We start from the raw sequence: 16,540 nt of genomic DNA on the forward strand, positions 1-16,540 counted from the left end.
GTGTCAACCACGCACAGGAGCCCCGCAAGGCGGGTCCGGCATACGGGCCGTGGTTGACGGGACGCGAGATGTACTGCTCAATTGATCGCATGAATGCCGGACAGCACCTGGTCACCCGTGACCACATCGACTTCGGTCGGGTGTGGTCCGCCGCGTGTTGCGCCTGACGCGGCAGCGGGCCGTCTGACCGGCCCTTCCCTCCCTCGGTACCCCGTCGCGAGCCGAGTCCCTCCCTTCGCAGCACTCTCGTACGCATGCGCTGACCACACTGCATCCGCGTACGAACGGTCCTGCGACACCTGACACGCGCTGCCGCCGCTCCACCTTGCCCGAGGCCATGCCCGGGCGTCATCACACCTGCTCACCCCGGTTCCCGGCACCACCCTGCAGCGCGCCGTCACACCTGGCCGCACTCAGGGGTTGCTCCGCCGTGCCCACGTTGCTGACCACGGCGTGGCACCAACGGACTTCAGGACTTGAGGACAGGAAAGGCCATCTCCCATGCCAGTGGAGTTCCTCGGCATTGCCGCCACCAACGACGGCTCCGAAACCACCCCGCGCTCCGGCGCCGCCTTCGACAAGGAGTACACACTCCGGCTCGCCCGCGCACACGAGGACAACGGGTGGGACCGGGTGCTGTTCGCCTACGGTTCCGGATCACCGGATCCCGCGCCGGCCGCCGCCTACATCGCGAGCAGACTGGACCGCCTCCAGATCCTGCTCGCCCACCGGCCCAACGTCTCGTACCCGACCTTCGCCGCGAAGACCTTCGCCACCCTCGACCAGATCAGCGAGGGCCGGCTGACGGTGCACTTCATCACCGGCGGCAACGACCACGAGCAGGGCCGCGAGGGCGACACACTCACCAAGGACCAGCGTTACGCCCGCACCCGCGAGTACATCCGCATCGTCAAGAAGATCTGGACCACCCACGAGCCCTTCGACCACGAAGGCGACCATTACCGCTTCCACGACTTCGTCAGCGACGTCTTCCCCGTCCAACAGCCCCGCCCCGGCGTGTCGTTCGGTGGCTCGTCCGCCGCCGCGTACGCCGCCGGAGGCGCCGAAGCGGACATCTACTGCCTGTGGGGCGAGCCGCTGGCCAGGACCGCCGAGCAGATCGAGGCCGTGAAGGCGGCCGCGAAGACCGCGGGCCGCACCGACGTTCCCCGTATCCAGGTGGCGTTCCGCCCGATCATCGCCCCGACCGAGGAGCTGGCCTGGGAGAAGGCCCGCCGCACGGTCGGCGCCATCCTGGAGCGGCGCGAGGCAGGTCTCGTACGGCACCACCGCAGCGGTGCCCCCGAGAACGCCGGCTCGCAGCGGCTGATCGCCATCGCCGAGGCGGGGGAGCGCTACGACCGGGCCCTGTGGACCCCGACCGCCGCCGCCACCGGAGGCGCGGGCAACTCCAACGCCCTCGTCGGCACCCCTGAGACAGTGGCTCAGGCACTCCTTGACTACTACGACCTCGGCGTCGACATCCTCTCCGCCCGCGGCTACGACCTGCTGGGCGACGCGATCGACTTCGGCCGGTACGTGATCCCGATCGTCCGCGAGGAGGTCGCCAAGCGCGACGCCGAGCGGGCGGCGCGCGGCACGCAGAACCTCGCGGCGGTGGGCGAATGACCTCCGTCGCCCAACCACCGCCGCCCTCAGCTGAACTAACGGTCGTCCATGTACCCGTGTCGGACCCGCGGGTGGAGCCGTTGATCCGTGAACTCGGCGAAGAGTACTCGGCCCGCTACGGCAAGGACGCCCATGCCGAGCTCGCACGGTATCCCGACGAGGAGTTCACCGCACCGTACGGCGGCGTCCTGCTGCTGCTCCTTGAGCGCGGTGAGCCGGTCGCGGGCGGCGCCTTCCGCCGGTACGACGCGACCACGGCCGAACTGAAACGGATCTGGACGCACTCCGCTCACCGGCGGCGTGGCCTGGCCCGACGCGTCGTCGCCGAGCTGGAACGCGAGGCAAGCGCTCGCGGCTACCGGCGGATCCACCTGACCACCGGGCCGCGCCAGCCCGAGGCCCGCGGCCTGTATCCGGCCACCGGCTACACACCGCTGTTCGACACGGAGGCCGACCCGGAAGCCATCGGCCCGCTGCCCTTCGAGAAGCACCTGCCGGCCGAAGCGCGCACAGCACGTTCCGCACGTACGGGAAAGGCCGCCGACCTGTGAACCTCCGAGGGATCAGAACCCGTCTGCGCATCGTCACCGGCATCGCGCTGCTGCCCGTACTGGCGCTGACTGCCTGCGGCTCCGGCGAGATCCCGGGAACCACACCGGCGGGCGCGCACGCATCCCCCGCCCCGGCCGACGACCCGGTCGCCGCCGTACGCAGGGTGGACGCCGTCGCGGCCCTGCTGCCCGCCGACGTACGCAAGGCGGGCACGCTGCGGGTCGGCAGCTCGGTCGGATTTCCGCCGGGGGCCTACTATCCGAACGGCCCGGACAAGGCGCCCGCCGGCCAGGACATCGACCTCGCCGACGCGGTGGCCAAGGTCCTCGGTGTGAAACTGCAGCGTCAGGACGCCTCCTTCGAGACGATCCTGCCCGCCCTCGGCAGCGGCAAGTACGACTTCGGTACCGGCAACTTCGGCGTCACGGCCGAGCGCCTGAAGAGCGTCGACTTCGTCACCTACATCAACGACGGCCAGGGCTTCGCGGTGAAGAAGGGCAGCACCGTACTGAAGTCGAAGGTCACCGACCTCACCCAGCTGTGCGGGCTGACCATCGGCACCGGGGCCGGCACCACGTTCGAGGCGACCCTCCACCGCGCAGGAGGGCGTGTGCGCGAAGGCGGGCAAGAAGCCGTACGACGTGAAGGTCTATTCGGAGAACGCGGCGACCCTCACCGCGCTCCAGCAGGGCCGTATCGACGTGATCATGTCGACCATCAACGGCATGCGCTACCAGGCCGCACAGCCCGCCTCGCGGACCACCTTCCTCGGTGAGTACCACCGCCTCGACGTCGGCTTCGCCTTCAAGAAGGGCTCCCCGCTCACGCAGGCGTTCCAGGCCGCCGTCAACGAGCTGATCAAGAACGGCACGTACGCCCGGATCCTCAAGAAATGGGGCACCACCGCTTCCGCGATCGACGCGTCGCGTATCAACCCGCCCGAGCACAAGTAACAGCGAGCAGGAACACCACGATGGGACTCACCACCGACTCCGCCACCGCGCCACCGGGCGCGGCCTCCCCGGGTACCGGCCCGGGGGCCCTGCCCGCGCCGGACGATCAGGCATCTCTCGAGGTCGTCCCCGCGCGCCACTACGCGCGGTGGGCGGCGGCCGTCGCCGTGACCGTGCTGGTCGCCCAGTTCGTGCACGGCCTGGCCACCAACCCGGTCTGGGAGTGGGGCGTCTTCAGCGACTACGTCCTGTCCGAGACGATCGTCCAGGCGGTGTGGGTGACCCTCCAGCTCACCGCCTGCGCCACCGTGCTGGGCTTCCTCCTCGGCACCGTGCTGGCCTTCATGCGGCTGTCGCGCAGCTCGTTGCTGCAGACCGTCGCCTGGACCTACATCTGGATCTTCCGGTCCATCCCGATGATCGTCCAGCTGGTGTTCTGGTTCAACCTGAGTGTCCTGTATGAGGAGTTGGGAGTCGGCATCCCCTTCGGGCCGGTGTTCTGGTCCGTCGACAGCAACAGTCTCATCGGGACCATCGGCGCCGCGATCATCGGGCTCTCGCTGCACCAGGCCGCCTACGCCGCCGAGATCGTCCGTGGCGGGGTCATCTCCGTCGACCACGGACAACTGGAGGCCGCCGCGGCGCTGGGCATCCCGCGGCTGCGGCAGATCCGCCGGATCATGCTGCCGCAGGCCATGCGCGCCATCCTGCCCACGGCCGGCAACGAGATCATCGGCCTGCTCAAGGGCACCTCGGTGGTCTACGTGATGTCCATCGGCGAGCTGTTCTACCAGGTGCAGGTCATCTACGGCCGCAACGGCCGGGTGATCCCGCTGCTGCTGGTCGCGACCGCCTGGTACGTGGTGCTGACCTCCCTGCTGTCGCTCGCCCAGTACTACGTGGAGCGCCACTTCGCCCGGGGCGCCAACCGCACCCCGCCGCCCACCCCGATCCAGCGCGCCCGGCGCTTCATCCGCACCCTGCGCGCGGCGGCGGCCCTGCGCAACCAGCCCGTCGTACCCCTGAAGATCCTGGGACCCGTGGGAGACAACCGATGAGCGAGGTGATGGTGGACGTCCACGGCGTCCACAAGAGCTTCGGCCCGCAGGAAGTGCTGCGCGGCGTCGACCTGAAGGTCCACGCCGGCGAGGTCACCGTGATCCTCGGCCCGTCCGGCTCCGGAAAGTCCACGCTGTTGCGCACCATCAACCACCTGGAGAAGGTGGGCCGCGGCTGGATCAGCATCGACGGCGAGCTCATCGGCTACCGCCGCAACGGCGGCAAGCTGCACGAGCTGAAGGAGAAGGATGTTCTGAAGCAGCGCACCCACATCGGGTTCGTCTTCCAGAACTTCAACCTCTTCCCGCATCTGACCGTGCTGGAGAACCTCGTCGAGGCCCCTGTCTCCGCGCTGCGCCGCCCGCGCAGGGAGGCGGAGGAGACAGCCCGCCGGCTTCTCGACCGGGTCGGTCTCGCCGACAAGGCCGACGCCTACCCGCGGCAGCTCTCCGGCGGCCAGCAGCAGCGCGTGGCCATCGCCCGCGCGCTCGCCCTCGAACCGAAGGTACTGCTCTTCGACGAGCCCACCTCGGCGCTCGACCCGGAACTGGTCGGCGAAGTCCTCGACGTCATCAAGGACCTGGCGCGCACCGGAACCACCATGATCGTCGTGACCCACGAGATCGGCTTCGCCCGCGAGGTCGCCGACACCGTGGTGTTCATGGACGGCGGAGTCGTCGTCGAGCAGGGACCGCCCGCGGCCGTCCTGGACGCCCCGCAGCAGGAACGCACCCGCGCCTTCCTCTCCAAAGTCCTCTGATGCCAGTTCATCCGACCTCAGGTCCCCTGACCGGCCCTCACGCTCTTCGCACCGCAAGGAGAACAACCGTGTCCACCCTCATCCGCCGCACCACCGCAGTCGCGCTCGGGCTCGCCACCGCCTTCGTCCTCGCCGCCTGCAGCAACCCCTCCGACGGCGGCACCACCGAGGTCGCGGACACATCGGGCAAGACGACGAAGATCAACATCAGCCCCGACCAGAACCGCATCACCACGGACAAGGTCGACTCCATAGCCGCCGAGGTCCCGGAGAAGATCCGCAAGAGAGGCACGCTGGAGATCGTCGACTCGTCCGGCTCCGCGGCGCCGCTGACCTTCCACGCCACCGACAACAAGACCATCATCGGCGTCGAACCCGACCTCGCGTCCCTGGTCGCTGACGTGCTCGGCCTCAAGCCGCACATCAACACGGTCTCCTGGGAGAACATCTTCGTCGGCCTGGACAGCGCCAAGTACGACGTCGGCTTCAGCAACATCACCGTCACCGAGGAGCGCAAGGAGAAGTACGACTTCGCCACCTACCGCGAGGACGATCTGGGCTTCGAGGCGAAGAAGGGCAGCGGCCTGAAGGTCACCGGACCCGAGGACGTGGCGGGCCGGACGGTCGCCGTCGGCAGCGGCACCAACCAGGAGAAGCTCCTGATCGAATGGAGCAAGGAGAACGAGAAGGCCGGCCGGAAACCGGTGAACATCAAGTACTACCAGAACGACAGCGACACCTACCTCGCCCTCCAGTCCGGCCGCATCGACCTCTACCTCGGCCCCAACCCGACCGCCGCCCACCACGCGGCCACCACTGGGAAGACCGAGGTCGTCGGCACCTACTCCGGCGCCGGCGCCACCCTCCAGGGCCTCATCGCGGCCACCACCAAGAAGGACAGCGGCCTCGCCAAGCCGCTCGCCGACGCCCTCAACCATGTGATCGAGAACGGCACGTACGCCAAGGTGCTGGGGCGCTGGGGCCTGTCCGACGAGGCCGTGAGCAAGTCGGAGATCAACCCGCCCGGCCTGCCGAAGACCGACAAGTAGCCGATCCGGGGCGCGGCGGCCGTGCGGCTTCCGCGCCCTGCCTCCGCGGCCATTCCTCCGTGCAGGACAGCTTCACACAGGACACGAGGTCATGCCCCGCCAACTCCCCCTCTCCGTCGCCCTCGACGGCAGCACTCATACCCCTGCCGAACCGCTCACCGCCGATCACTGGGCCGGCCTGATCGGTCTCGCCGAACAGGGCGCCCTGGACTTCGTCACCCTCGACGACTCCTTCGCCCGGCCGCCGGACCACAGCCCCGGACGGCTCGATGCGGTGGCCGTCCTCGCCCGCGTCGCACCTGTGACCAGCCGGATCGGCCTCGTCCCGACCGTGACCACCACCCACACCGAGCCGTTTCACACCTCCACATCCCTGGCCACCCTGGACTTCGTCAGCGCGGGCCGGGCCGGCTGGCTGGTCGACGTCTCCGCCACCCCGGCAGAAGCCCGCGCCGTGGGCCGCCGCCTTCAGGCCCCCGCCGCCGAGCTGTGGGCCGAGGCGGCCGACGCCGTCGAGGTCGCCACCCGGCTGTGGGACGGCTGGGAGGACGACGCGGAGATACGGGACGCCGCCACCGGGCGCTTCATCGACCGCGACCGGCTCCACTGCCTCGACTTCGAGGGCCCGCACTTCTCCGTCCACGGGCCGTCCATCGTCCCCCGCCCGCCGCAGAGGAGGCCGCCCGTCGCCATCGCCCTCGACGTGCACGACTCGGACGGGCAGTGGGAGCTGGCCGCGAGCCACGCCGACGTCGTCCTGCTCGACGCCGACGAACCGACCACCGCCCGGCTCGCCCGCACAGCGCTGCTGCATCGGGTGACGGAGGCCGGACGCGACCCGGACACGCTGCGGGTCCTGATACGCGTCGCAGTCGATCTCGGCGGCGGAACGGGACCTGGCGTCGGGCCCGGGACGCCCCCACCCGCCGAGGTGCGCTTCACCGGCTCCGCCGGGGCAACTGTCCATCCGCGAGCCGGCCATCGAGCAGACCGCCCGGCAGTCCTTCATCGGCTCCCCGGCCCCGGTCGCCGCCGCGATCGACGAGTACGTGCAGACCGACGCCGCCGACGGCTTCTCCTCGTACCGCACCTCACCCCGGGCGGTCTGGACGAGTTCGTCGACCGGGTCGTTCCGCTGCTTCAGGAACGCGGCGTGTTCCGTACCGATATGAGGGCACGACCCTGCGCCACCACCTCCAACTGCCGACGCCACACCCAGGGAGGGAGGAGTGAACCTCCGATGAACCTCCAGTCCCAGGAGCCCCGTTCCGAGCCCGTAGCCGTCCACGCCTGACCGGCACCCGCAGACGCAAACGAAGATTTGAAAGGTCCTCCCATGGCCACCATCCTGTCCGTCTCCGCAAGTCCCTCCGCCACCTCCCGCACCGCACGGCTGCTGCGCCACCTGGACGCCAGGCTCACCGCGCAGGGGCACGACGTGATCCCGCTGGACGTCCGCACGCTCCCCGCCGAGGCGCTGCTCGGGGCCGACTTCCGGCACCCGGCGATCACCCGGGCCACCACCCTGTTCGAGCAGGCGGACGGCGTCGTGATCGGCACCCCCGTCTACAAGGCCGCCTACTCCGGGCTGCTGAAGTCGCTGCTCGACCTGCTGCCGCAGTACGCCCTGACAGGCAAGACGGTCCTCCCGCTGGCAACCGGCGGCACCACCGCCCACGTCCTGGCCATCGACTACGCCCTGCGCCCGGTCCTCGCCTCCATGGGCCCCGCACACATCACACCGGGCTGGTTCACCCTCGACAAGGACATCACGGTGGGCGACGACGGCACGCTGACCGTCGCGCCGGCTTCGGCCGAGGCCCTGGCACAGGTCACGGACCAGTTCTCCGCCGCGCTGGGCGGCCGTACGACACTGCTGGCGGCCACCGGATGAGCGCCGCGACGGTGATCGCCGACGACGCCGAAGCCCTGCCAGCGTGCTGTGCCGTCAGTGGACCCCACAGCACAAGGAGGCCGAGCCGCCCCGGCACGGCCTCCGCCGACGAACAACCCCTGATCGGAGACCCACGTGTCCCTCACCTTCCACTGGTTCCTGCCCACCAACGGTGACAGCCGCCATGTCGTGGGCGGCGGCCACGGCACCCCCGCCACGGAGTCCGGGCGCGACCGGCCGCCGACGGTCGCCTACCTGAGCCAGATCGCCCGCGCCGCCGAGGACCTCGGCTTCGTCGGCGCGCTCACCCCCACCGGCGCCTGGTGCGAGGACGCCTGGCTGACCACCGCGATGGTCAGCCAGAACACGGAACGGCTGAAGTTTCTGGTCGCCTTCCGCCCCGGCTTCGTCTCGCCGACGCTCGCCGCCCAGATGGCCTCCACCTTCCAGCGGCAGACCGGCGGACGGCTCCTGCTCAATGTCGTCACGGGAGGGGAGAGCCACGAGCAGCGCGCCTACGGCGACTTTCTCGACAAGAGCGCTCGCTACCGCCGGACAGACGAATTCCTGCAGGTCGTACGGGGATTGTGGGAGGGGAAGACCGTCGACCTGGCCGGTGAGCACCTCCAGGTCGAGGACGCCAGGCTCGCCCGCGTGCCCGACCCGGTCCCCGAGGTGTACTTCGGCGGCTCGTCGCCCATCGCCGGTGAGGTCGCCGCGCGGCACGTGGACGTCTATCTCACATGGGGCGAACCGCCCGCCCAGGTTGCGGAGAAGATCGCCTGGATCAAGGGGCTGGCCGCCAAGCAGGGCCGTACCCTTCGCTTCGGTATCCGGCTGCACGTCATCACCCGCGACACCTCTGAGCAGGCGTGGGCGGAGGCGAACCGGCTCCTGGACGGCTTCGACCCGGAGACGGTGCAGTCGGTTCAGGCCGGGCTGGCCCGCAGCGAGTCCGAGGGCCAGCAGCGCATGCTCGCCCTGCACGGCGGCAGCCGCGAGGCCCTGGAGATCGGCCCCAACCTGTGGGCCGGCATCGGCCTGGTGCGCGGCGGCGCGGGCACCGCGCTGGTCGGCAGCCACGCCGAGGTGACCGAGCGGATCAAGGAGTACCACGCCCTCGGCATCGAGGAGTTCATCCTCTCCGGCTACCCGCACCTGGAGGAGGCGTACTGGTTCGGCGAGGGAGTGCTGCCGAAGCTTCAGGCGCAGGGCCTGTGGACCCACCCGTTCCGCGCCGCCACGGGCACCTCGCCCCTCGCCCAGGTCCTACGAGGCTCGAATGTCGACTGACACTCCATTACAGGTTCCCTAGTGAACAGGTAGGAAATGATGGAGCGTCCGGAGTCGCCCGCCGACAGCGCGGTGCGTGTGGGCCGGCCGTCTCTCCTCCTGACCTCCCGCCGTCACATCGTGCGCCGCCCGCCGCCCGCCGCCCGCCGCCCGCCGCCCGCCGCACTCTGCGAACCAGCAGTGGACCCGGACCCAGGGAGAACCATGCCCGCCCTACCGAGCACCGTGCCGTCCCTTCCCTCCGCGCTGTCGTTCCGGGGCAGGATCGGCCGTGACGCGAGCAGTGGCTACCACGCCGTGCCGCGCCGCTACCGCCTTCACCTTTCGCCGTCCTGCCCCCACTGTCTGCGGATCGCCATCACCCACCGTCTGCTCGGCTTGGAAGAGACCCTTCCGGTGGCGCTGATGCCGACCGTGCCCGACGGACCCGACGGCGGACACTCCGCTCTGCGCCCGTTGTACGAGGCCAGTTCGCACCTGCATCCCGGACCCGCCGCGGCACCGGTGCTGAGCGACGACTGGACGGGGCGGATCGTCAGCACGCACACCCCGGACATCCTGCGTGACATGGCCCGGCACTTCGGCTGTGACCGCCCCGAACGGCCCGACCGCTCCGACCGGCCCGCGTTGTACCCGCACGGCACGGAGGCGGAGATCGCGGCGGTCGAGCATCTCTGCGAGTACCGCATCGACGAAGCCGCGCAACACGCCGGCCAGGTCGGCGCCGACGCCGGGGTGCGCCGGACCGCTCTCAGCTCCTTGCTCCGCGCCCTGGACACACTGGAGGGACGGCTCGCCCTCCAGGACTTCATCCTGGGCGACGAAATGACCGCCGCCGACGTTCAGTTGTGGGTGACCCTGGTTCAGCTCGACACCGTGCACCGACAGCACCTGGACGCCGCCGCGGTCCACCGCATCGCAGACCATCCGCACCTGTGGGCCTACGCACGGCGACTGGCCGCCCATCCGGCCTTCGGCCCCCACCTCGACCTGGACGGCATCGCCCGCAGACACCATGCGCAGTGCCAAGGGCTGGAGGCCGCAGGGGCAGCGGTGCAGATCCTGGACTGGGTGGTTCACATCACGGAACGCGCCGCTCAGCCCTCCCAGGAGCGCCCGGACGGTTTCATGGAACCGCAATACGCTCTCCACCTGCGTCCGTCCGGCTCCGCCTAGCCTGCGACCGTAATGAAGTCACCCGTTCCCAGCGGCCTTGTGCGGTCCGAGAAGGTTCTCGCCGCACGCGGCTGCGTCCGCTTGTACTCCCGGCCTCACATCGACCTGCAACGGGTGGCCGGTGCGCTCTGTCGTTCCTGAACCGTTTCCTTCTGCCGAGCCCTCCGCATGAGGACCCGTGATCACAAACGGTCGACCAGGAAGGCACCCTGTGCGTGTCCGCACCTCCCCCTCCTCACCATGCCGTCGCGCCGGATGGCGCAGGCCGGCACCCAGCCGCACGGCGCGAGCCGGGCGCACACCCCGACACACGCGCGCAGCCGCAGACCCGGCGGGTGGCGTCGTGAAGTTCCTGGCCATCACCCTCATCGTGCACGCCCCGGATCCGGTGACCGGCACCCTCAGCCTGCTCGACCCGGTACGCGCGTACGAGGACCACGCGACCCTGGATCATCTTTCCGCGGGCCGTCTCGACCTGATCATCGGCAAGGGCAACGGCGCCGCCCAGCGCGAGCTGTTCCAGGTCACTCCCGAGGATCAGTGGGACCGCAACGCCGAACGCTACGAGCTGTTCCGCCGGATCTGGCGGCAGGACAAGGTAAGCGCCTCCCCGCGCTTCCGCCCCGAGCTGACCGAGGCCGAGGTGTGGCCGAGACCGGTCCAGCAGCTCATCCGGGTCTGGCACGGCAGCGCGACCAGCCGGGAATCGGTCGATCTCGCGGCCCGCTACGGTGATCCGCTCTTCTCGGCCGACGTCACCCACCCGATAGAGCCGTACGCCGAACTCAGCCCGCGCCCGCATCCCTGCCCACCGACCGCTGAGGAGCACCCGATCATGTCCGGCATCCCCCTCGGGGTTCTCGACCTCGTACCGATCTCGTCCGGCTCCACCGCCGCCGAGGCCCTGCGCAACACCATCGACCTCGCCCAGCAGACCGAGCGGTTCGGCTACACCCGCTACTGGTTCGCCGAGCACCACCTCAACCCGGGCGTGGCCGGGACCTCTCCCGCCGTCGTGCTGGCCCTCACCGCCTCCGCGACCTCCACGATCAGAATCGGCTCCGGTGCCGTACAACTCGGTCACCGCACCGCCCTGTCCACCGTCGAGGAGTTCGGGCTGATCGACGCCCTACACCCCGGCCGACTCGACCTGGGCCTCGGCCGCTCCGGCGGACGTTCACCCGGACAGACGGCACAGCCCCGGCCGACCACGACTCCCGTCATCGACGGTCGCACCCCCAACGGGCTGAAGATCCCGCCGAGGTTCTCTGCTGAACACCTGATCGGTTCACCGCGTTTCCAGCTCCAGCGGCAGCTGCTGCACCAGCCCGGAGCCGGCCCCCAGGACTACGGCGAGCAGGTCGACGACATACTCGCGCTCCTGCGTGGCGACTACCGCTCCGCAGACGGGGTCGAAGCACACGCCGTCCCCGGCGAGGGCGCCGAGGTACAGGTATGGATCCTCGGCAGCAGCGGCGGACAGAGCGCCGACGTAGCCGGCCGCAACGGCCTTCGCTTCGCCGCCAACTACCACGTCAGCCCGGCCACGGTGCTGGAGGCAGCCGAGGGCTACCGCGCCGCGTTCCAGCCGTCCGACCACCTCGACAAGCCCTACGTCAGCGTCTCCGCCGACGTCGTCGTCGCCGAAGACGACGAAACCGCCCGCGAACTGGCCACCGGCTACGGCCCCTGGGTTCGCAGCATCCGCACCGCCGAGGGCGCCATCCCCTTCCCGACCCCGGAACAGGCCCGCGCCCACACCTGGACCGAGGCGGACCAGGCACTGGTGGCCGACCGCGTCGACACCCAGTTCGTCGGCTCTCCGGGGCGCGTCGCCGACCAGCTCGAACAACTACAGGAGGCCACCGGCGCGGACGAGCTGATCATCACCACCATCACCCACGACCACGCCGACCGGGTGCGTTCCTACCAACTCCTCGCAGCAGAGTGGCAACGCCGATGAGCTGGTCGCGGCCCGGTTCCTGATGTAGTGCGGCAGCCACGTCCCCGTGTCTGCCCGGGCAGACAACCGGGCAGGAGGCCGGACCCGTTCCAGCGACGGGTGGATCCGGGTGAGCAGTCCGTGCAGCCGGTTGGCGACCTGGCTGCCTCTCGCCGGCCAGCCCTGCTTGAAGGGTTGTTCGATCATGCTGGAGGCGGGAGAGTCCGTGGTGACCGTGGAGCGGTGGCTCGGGCACTCCTCGCCGGCGATCACCCCCGGTTACTATGCTCACTTCATGCCGGAGGCCGGAAGCAAGGGGCGGACGGCCGTTGACGGACTGCTGGGGAGGCACGGAGATGTGCATGCCAGTCGAACCCCAAGACTCTTCCAATGGCTCATGACGGACAATTCCCGCTGTTGGGCGCCTCTGAGTCGACCGTGGATCGCAAGGTCAATGAAGTGGGTGGCCTGAGAAAATGCTGAGAGAGGTCACCGCGACCCGCTACGTCGAGCCCCTGCGGTCCGGCGGCTCCGTCCCCGGAGTGGTCGAGGCGGACGACCTCGGCACGTACGTCGTGAAGTTCACCGGCTCCGCGCAGGGCCGCAAGGCGCTCGTCGCCGAAGTGATCGTGGGGGAACTGGCCCGCGCCCTCGGGCTGCGCTTCCCCGAGCTGGTCCTGGTGCACTTCGACCCGGCGATCGCGGAGCACGAGCCGCACCAGGAGGTGCGGGGCCTGCACGCGGCCAGCGCGGGCGTCAACCTCGGCATGGACCACCTGCCGGGCGCCCTTGACTTCACCCCGGAGGTGGCCCGGGTCTTCCCCGTCGATCCGCTGGAGGCGGGGCGGATCGTCTGGCTCGACGCCCTGACCGTGAACGTCGACCGTACGGTCCACAGTTCCAACCTGATGGTCTGGCCCACCCTCGGCGTCGCACCCCCGCGCCTGTGGCTGATCGACCACGGCGCGGCCCTGGTCTTCCACCACCGCTGGGACGGCTCCGACCCCCGCAAGGCCTACGACTTCCGGCACCACGCCCTCGGCCACTACGGGCCCGACGTCCGGGCCGCCGACGCCGAGCTGGCCCCCCGCGTCACCGAGGAGCTGCTGCGGCGGATCCTCGGCGAGGTCCCGGACGCCTGGCTCGCGGACGAGCCGGGCTTCGCCACCGCGGACGAGGTGCGCGAGGCGTACGTGACCTACCTCCGCGCCCGTGCGGAGGCCTCCGGGGACTGGCTGCCCACCGGCTTCCCGACCCGGGAGGAGCTCGCCGCCGAGGAGGCCCTCCGGGCGGCGAAGAACCAGCAAGGACGCCCCGCGTGGCTCAAGCAGGTGCCCGATCTGCACGGCAAGCCCGCGGCCCGGCAGGATTGGTCGGTGCACCTCGGATGAGTGGCCGTGTCGAGATCGAGTACTGCACCCAGTGCCGCTGGCTGCCCCGCGCGGCCTGGCTGGCGCAGGAACTGCTCACGACCTTCGAGGCCGAACTGACGGAACTGGCCCTGAAGCCCGGCACGGGCGGGGTGTTCGTCGTCCGCGTCGGGGACGAGGTCGTCTGGGACCGGCGCGAGCAGGGCTTCCCGGAGCCGACGGCCGTGAAGAAGGCCGTACGCGACCGAGTGGCCCCGGAGAAGTCCCTGGGCCACTCGGAACGCTAGCGGTTCGGCTGCCGGCTCAGCCCTTGAGCTGCTCGTACGCCGGGAGCGTCAGGAAGTCGGCGTAGTCCTCGTCGAGGGAGACCGTCAGCAGCAGGTCGTGCGCCTGCTGCCAGTTGCCCGCCGCGAAGGCCTCCTCACCGATCTCGGCCTTGATGTTCGCGAGTTCCTCGGCGGCGACCTTGCGGGCCAGCTCGGCGGTGACCTGCTCGCCGTTGTCGAGGACGACCTCCGCGTTGATCCACTGCCAGATCTGGGAGCGGGAGATCTCGGCGGTGGCCGCGTCCTCCATCAGGTTGAAGATGGCGACCGCACCGAGGCCGCGCAGCCAGGCCTCGATGTAGCGGATGCCGACCTGGACGGCGTTGACCAGGCCCGCGTACGTCGGCTTGGCGTCCAGCGAGTCGATCGCGATCAGGTCGGCGGCCTCGACGTCGACGTCCTCGCGCAGCCGGTCCTTCTGGTGAGGCTTGTCGCCGAGGACCTTGTCGAAGGACTCCATGGCGATCGGCACCAGGTCGGGGTGGGCGACCCAGGAGCCGTCGAAGCCGTCGCCGGCCTCGCGGTCCTTGTCGGCGCGGACCTTCTCGAAGGCGACCTTGTTGACCTCGGCGTCCCGGCGGGACGGGATGAAGGCCGCCATGCCGCCGATGGCGTGCGCACCGCGCTTGTGGCAGGTGCGAACGAGGAGTTCGGTGTACGCCCGCATGAACGGGGCCGTCATCGTCACCGCGTTGCGGTCCGGCAGGACGAATTCGGCGCCGCCGTCACGGAAGTTCTTGACGATGGAGAAGAGGTAGTCCCAGCGGCCCGCGTTCAACCCGGAGGCGTGGTCGCGCAGTTCGTAGAGGATCTCCTCCATCTCGTACGCGGCGGTGATCGTCTCGATGAGGACGGTCGCGCGGATCGTGCCCTGCGGGATGCCGCAGTACTCCTGCGCGAAGACGAACACCTCGTTCCAGAGGCGGGCCTCCAGGTGCGACTCCGTCTTGGGGAGGTAGAAGTACGGTCCCTTGCCGAGGTCCAGCAGGCGCTGGGCGTTGTGGAAGAAGTACAGGCCGAAGTCGACGAGCGCGCCGGGCACCGGGGTGCCGTCGGCGTCGACGAGGTGACGCTCGTTCAGGTGCCAGCCGCGCGGGCGCATGACGACCGTGGCGAGCTCCTCGTCCGCCTTGAGGGCGTAGGACTTGCCGGACCCCGGGTCGGTGAAGTCGATGTTCCGGGTGTAGGCGTCGCGCAGGTTGACCTGGCCGAGGACCACGTTCTCCCAGGTGGGCGCGGAGGCGTCCTCGAAGTCCGCGAGCCACACCTTGGCGCCCGAGTTGAGGGCGTTGATGGTCATCTTGCGGTCGGTGGGACCGGTGATCTCGACCCGGCGGTCGTTCAGGGCGTCCGGGGCCGGGGCGACCTTCCAGGAGTCGTCGGCGCGGATCGCGGCGGTCTCCGGGAGGAAGTCGAGGGTGGAGGTGCGGGCGATCTCGGCGCGGCGCTCGGCGCGGCGGGCGAGGAGTTCGTCACGCCGGGGCGTGAACCGCCGGTGCAGCTCGGCGACGAAGGCGAGCGCCGCTTCGGTGAGGACCTCCTCCTGCCGGGGCAGGGGCTCGGCGTCGACGATGGCCAGCGGGGACGGCGCTGGAGCGGACATGAACGGTCACTTCCTTCAGCGAGCTGTGAAGACGAGCCGGCGTGCTTGGCACCGGGTGCCAGTCTTCCCGGATACGGCGTTCGGCGCCCGCGGAGCAGACGGACGCTTCTGAACAGTGGATACTAGTTTCCTCATGGTGGAAGTTCAATCGTCTGTTGATGTCGAGATTCTCCGGGTCGAGGCAAGGTGGCGCTCCGTGCCACCCCGCTCACTCCAGGTGGGTCAGGTCGGCCTCGGTGTCGATGTCGAAGGGCCGGGCGACGTCCCCGCACTCGACGAGGGCGATCGCCTTCCGGTGCTCCTGAAGATAGGCGCGTGCCCCCCGGTCGCCGGTCGCAGTCACGGCGACGCCCGCCCAGTGGGCGGCACCGAACAGCACCGGATGACCGCGCACGCCGTCGTACGCGGCCGAGGCGAGCGACTGCTCGCCCTCGTACGCCGCGAGGACCCGGGCCACCGCCTCGGGTCCGATGCCGGGCTGGTCGACGAGCGACACCAGTGCGGCTCGGATGCCCGCGCCCGCGAGCGAGTCGAGCCCGGCGCGCAGGGAAGTCCCCATGCCCCGCTCCCACTCGGGGTTGTCCACCAGGACGCAGCCCGGCAGTGCGGCGCGTGCGCGCACGTCGCCGGCCTGTGCGCCCAGGACCACGTGGACGGTCGCGCAGCCGCCCTCCCGAAGCACCCGCACGGCGTGCTCCACAAGGGGCCGTCCCCGGTGGGGGAGCAGCGCCTTGGGCCGCCCGCCGAGCCGCCGCCCGCCACCCGCGGCGAGAAGCAGTCCCGCAACCGCTTGCGTCCCGCCCGTCGTCTCCCGTGTCGTCATGGCTCCTGCATACCGCACGCCCCGCACGGAGGTACGACGGCCCGAGGCGCGTCGGACAAGTGTGCGCCTCAGGCCGGAAAGTCACTCAGCGAAACAAGTCGATGACGCAAT

The 16,540-nt window shown here is 70.2% G+C and carries 15 protein-coding genes and 2 pseudogenes; 15 read left to right on the top strand and 2 right to left on the bottom strand.

Annotated features, from left to right (window positions below):
- The first annotated feature begins 501 nt into the window (after nt 1-501).
- From ACIRDU_RS07300 to ACIRDU_RS07370, 15 genes and pseudogenes are all read left to right on the top strand, one after another.
- Nucleotides 502-1,629, top strand: coding sequence for an LLM class flavin-dependent oxidoreductase (locus ACIRDU_RS07300; protein ID WP_403575691.1), 1,128 nt, complete (start codon nt 502-504; stop codon nt 1,627-1,629).
- Nucleotides 1,626-2,180: a GNAT family N-acetyltransferase gene (locus tag ACIRDU_RS07305; RefSeq protein ID WP_403575693.1), complete on the top strand. Its 555-nt coding sequence runs from the start codon at nt 1,626-1,628 to the stop codon at nt 2,178-2,180. The genes ACIRDU_RS07300 and ACIRDU_RS07305 overlap by 4 nt, the downstream gene beginning before the upstream one ends.
- Nucleotides 2,177-3,134: pseudogene (locus ACIRDU_RS07310) on the top strand (ABC transporter substrate-binding protein). The gene ACIRDU_RS07305 and the pseudogene ACIRDU_RS07310 overlap by 4 nt, the downstream one beginning before the upstream one ends.
- A gap of 20 nt (nt 3,135-3,154) precedes the next feature.
- Nucleotides 3,155-4,192 (top strand): amino acid ABC transporter permease, encoded by a 1,038-nt coding sequence (locus ACIRDU_RS07315; protein ID WP_403575695.1) that lies wholly within the window; start codon nt 3,155-3,157, stop codon nt 4,190-4,192.
- Entirely contained in the window at nt 4,189-4,953 is a 765-nt protein-coding gene (locus ACIRDU_RS07320; protein WP_403575697.1) for an amino acid ABC transporter ATP-binding protein, read from the top strand. Before ACIRDU_RS07315 ends, ACIRDU_RS07320 begins: the two co-directional genes overlap by 4 nt.
- Before the next feature lie 68 nt (nt 4,954-5,021).
- Complete coding sequence (locus ACIRDU_RS07325) at nt 5,022-6,002, top strand: ABC transporter substrate-binding protein (protein ID WP_403575699.1); 981 nt, start codon at nt 5,022-5,024, stop codon at nt 6,000-6,002.
- Between the two features lie 91 nt (nt 6,003-6,093).
- Nucleotides 6,094-7,296 (top strand): LLM class flavin-dependent oxidoreductase, encoded by a 1,203-nt coding sequence (locus ACIRDU_RS07330; protein WP_403575701.1) that lies wholly within the window; start codon nt 6,094-6,096, stop codon nt 7,294-7,296.
- Between the two features lie 42 nt (nt 7,297-7,338).
- Nucleotides 7,339-7,896, top strand: a complete 558-nt coding sequence (ssuE, locus tag ACIRDU_RS07335) for an NADPH-dependent FMN reductase (RefSeq protein WP_403575703.1) — start codon at nt 7,339-7,341, stop codon at nt 7,894-7,896.
- A gap of 135 nt (nt 7,897-8,031) precedes the next feature.
- Nucleotides 8,032-9,189, top strand: a complete 1,158-nt coding sequence (locus ACIRDU_RS07340) for an LLM class flavin-dependent oxidoreductase (protein WP_403575705.1) — start codon at nt 8,032-8,034, stop codon at nt 9,187-9,189.
- Between the two features lie 204 nt (nt 9,190-9,393).
- Nucleotides 9,394-10,365, top strand: coding sequence for a glutathione S-transferase C-terminal domain-containing protein (locus ACIRDU_RS07345; protein WP_403575707.1), 972 nt, complete (start codon nt 9,394-9,396; stop codon nt 10,363-10,365).
- Nucleotides 10,366-10,377: 12 nt separating this feature from the next.
- A complete protein-coding gene (locus ACIRDU_RS07350; RefSeq protein WP_403575709.1) occupies nt 10,378-10,506 on the top strand; it encodes a putative leader peptide in 129 nt (42 codons plus the stop codon).
- A 202-nt stretch (nt 10,507-10,708) separates the two neighbouring features.
- A pseudogene (locus ACIRDU_RS07355) lies at nt 10,709-11,152 on the top strand (LLM class flavin-dependent oxidoreductase); the annotation flags it as partial.
- Nucleotides 11,153-11,200: 48 nt separating this feature from the next.
- The gene (locus ACIRDU_RS07360; protein ID WP_403577292.1) at nt 11,201-12,328 is read left to right on the top strand and encodes an LLM class flavin-dependent oxidoreductase; all 1,128 of its coding nucleotides are present in this window, start codon (nt 11,201-11,203) and stop codon (nt 12,326-12,328) included.
- 455 nt (nt 12,329-12,783) lie between these two features.
- Nucleotides 12,784-13,698 (top strand): HipA family kinase, encoded by a 915-nt coding sequence (locus ACIRDU_RS07365; RefSeq protein WP_403575711.1) that lies wholly within the window; start codon nt 12,784-12,786, stop codon nt 13,696-13,698.
- Nucleotides 13,695-13,964: a SelT/SelW/SelH family protein gene (locus tag ACIRDU_RS07370; protein ID WP_381035398.1), complete on the top strand. Its 270-nt coding sequence runs from the start codon at nt 13,695-13,697 to the stop codon at nt 13,962-13,964. The genes ACIRDU_RS07365 and ACIRDU_RS07370 overlap by 4 nt, the downstream gene beginning before the upstream one ends.
- A 16-nt stretch (nt 13,965-13,980) precedes the next feature.
- On the opposite strand, the gene aceB is transcribed toward ACIRDU_RS07370, so the two are convergent.
- Complete coding sequence (gene aceB, locus ACIRDU_RS07375; RefSeq protein ID WP_403575714.1) at nt 13,981-15,606, bottom strand: malate synthase A; 1,626 nt, start codon at nt 15,604-15,606, stop codon at nt 13,981-13,983.
- A gap of 208 nt (nt 15,607-15,814) precedes the next feature.
- A complete protein-coding gene (locus ACIRDU_RS07380; protein ID WP_403575716.1) occupies nt 15,815-16,429 on the bottom strand; it encodes an NTP transferase domain-containing protein in 615 nt (204 codons plus the stop codon).
- Nucleotides 16,430-16,540: the final 111 nt, after the last annotated feature.

The organism is Streptomyces sp. NPDC093598, assembly GCF_044764825.1.
Classification (GTDB): domain Bacteria; phylum Actinomycetota; class Actinomycetes; order Streptomycetales; family Streptomycetaceae; genus Streptomyces.